The sequence below is a fragment of the Paraburkholderia sp. BR10937 genome (genome assembly GCF_040965695.1).
GTDB lineage: Bacteria > Pseudomonadota > Gammaproteobacteria > Burkholderiales > Burkholderiaceae > Paraburkholderia.
Genome location: NZ_JBFRCL010000137.1, coordinates 1 through 1,383 on the forward strand (window position 1 = coordinate 1; position 1,383 = coordinate 1,383).

At 66.8% G+C, this 1,383-nt stretch carries 3 protein-coding genes; all 3 read left to right on the plus strand.

The genetic code is table 11. From position 1 onward, the window contains the following. Positions 1 to 361 (plus strand): electron transfer flavoprotein subunit alpha/FixB family protein (locus AB4Y44_RS42285; RefSeq protein ID WP_368702801.1); only part of this gene is annotated, 361 nt, incomplete at its 5' end. Then, positions 358 to 999 carry a HutD family protein gene (locus AB4Y44_RS42290; protein ID WP_368702802.1) on the plus strand — a complete coding sequence of 214 codons (642 nt, stop codon included), beginning with the start codon at positions 358 to 360 and terminating at the stop codon, positions 997 to 999. The genes AB4Y44_RS42285 and AB4Y44_RS42290, both read left to right, overlap by 4 nt. Then, a partial coding sequence (locus AB4Y44_RS42295; RefSeq protein ID WP_368702803.1) for an NAD(P)/FAD-dependent oxidoreductase occupies positions 996 to 1,383 on the plus strand: 388 nt, incomplete at its 3' end. The genes AB4Y44_RS42290 and AB4Y44_RS42295, both read left to right, overlap by 4 nt.

Here is a 1,383-nt window from a genome sequence, read left to right on the forward strand (position 1 = left end):
GATTGCAGGCGGCCGCGGCCTCGCCTCACAGGAGAACATGGCGCGCCTCGGACGGCTTGCCGACACGCTGGGCGCCGCACTCGGCGCCTCGCGCGCCGCCGTCGATGCCGGCTACGCGCCGAACGCCGCGCAGGTCGGCCAGACCGGTCGCAGCGTCGCGCCCGACGTGTATGTGGCGTTCGGCATCTCGGGCGCGATCCAGCACCTCGCCGGCATGAAGGACTCGAAGTTCATCGTCGCCGTGAACAAGGACCCGGATGCGCCGATCTTCTCGGTGGCCGACGTGGGGCTCGTCGGCGATCTGTTCGACGTGGTCGGCGCAATCGAGGCGCGCGTGCAGGACGCGGGGCAACGCCCATGAACGCGCGCCTGCCCGCTAATTCCGCTGACGCAGCCGAGGCCCGCGCCGTGCGTTTCATCGACGGCACGCGCCTGCCTCCCGAACCGTGGGCCAATGGCGGCGGCACGACGCGCACGCTGGCGCGCGGCCCGGAACAGCAAGGTGCCGCGCCGTGGCGCGTGAGCATCGCGACGCTCGATGGGCCAGCGAAATTTTCGCAGTTCGCTGGCTACGACCGCACGCTGGTGCCCATCGACGATGGTGCAATCGACCTGCATTCGCAGGACGGACAGTTGCTGGCGCGCGCCGGCCAGCCGGTGCACTTCTCCGGCGACCTGCACGTGTGGGTGAACCTGCCCGCACGGCCTGTGAACGTTCTCAATGTGATGTGCAAGCGCGGTGCATTTCGCGCGCGCGTGAGCGTAGCGGCACATTCGCTGCGCGTGACGCCTGCTCCCACGCATCTTCTGGTGAGTCTCGCGGGACAATGGAACGTGGACAGCGCGTTGTTGCGCGGGGTGACGCTGCCGCCGCTCAACGCGTTGTGGATCAGCGGGCGACCTGAGGAACTTGCGCTGCGCCCCTCCGGGCCGGGAGCGCAACTAGCGTCGATTGCGATTGAAGCTGTCCCGTCCGAAGAGGAAGGACAACGCCAATGAAGAATCAGCTGGACGCGCTTGTTGCGCAATACGGCCCACGCGAGTCGATGGAATATGACGTGGTGATCGTCGGTGGCGGTCCCGCCGGGCTGTCTGCCGCGATCCGCCTGAAGCAGCTGGCCGCGGAAAAAGGCGCTGAAATCGGCGTCTGCGTGCTGGAGAAAGGCTCGGAAATCGGGGCGCATATCCTCTCGGGCGCGGTCATGGATCCGCGTGCCCTGAACGAGCTGATTCCGGACTGGAAGGAGCAAGGCGCACCGCTGAACGTGCCGGTGACCGAGGACAAGTTCCTTTTTCTTTCCGAAACGGGGGCTAAGGCTGTGCCGAACTGGGCACTGCCCGACAACTTCAAGAACCACGGCAACTACGTCATCAGCCTCGCGA

Excerpts from the sequence above, each read along its gene's own strand:
- AB4Y44_RS42290 (WP_368702802.1), top strand. The coding sequence starts at position 358 with ATGAACGCGCGCCTGCCCGCTAATTCCGCTGACGCAGCCGAGGCCCGC.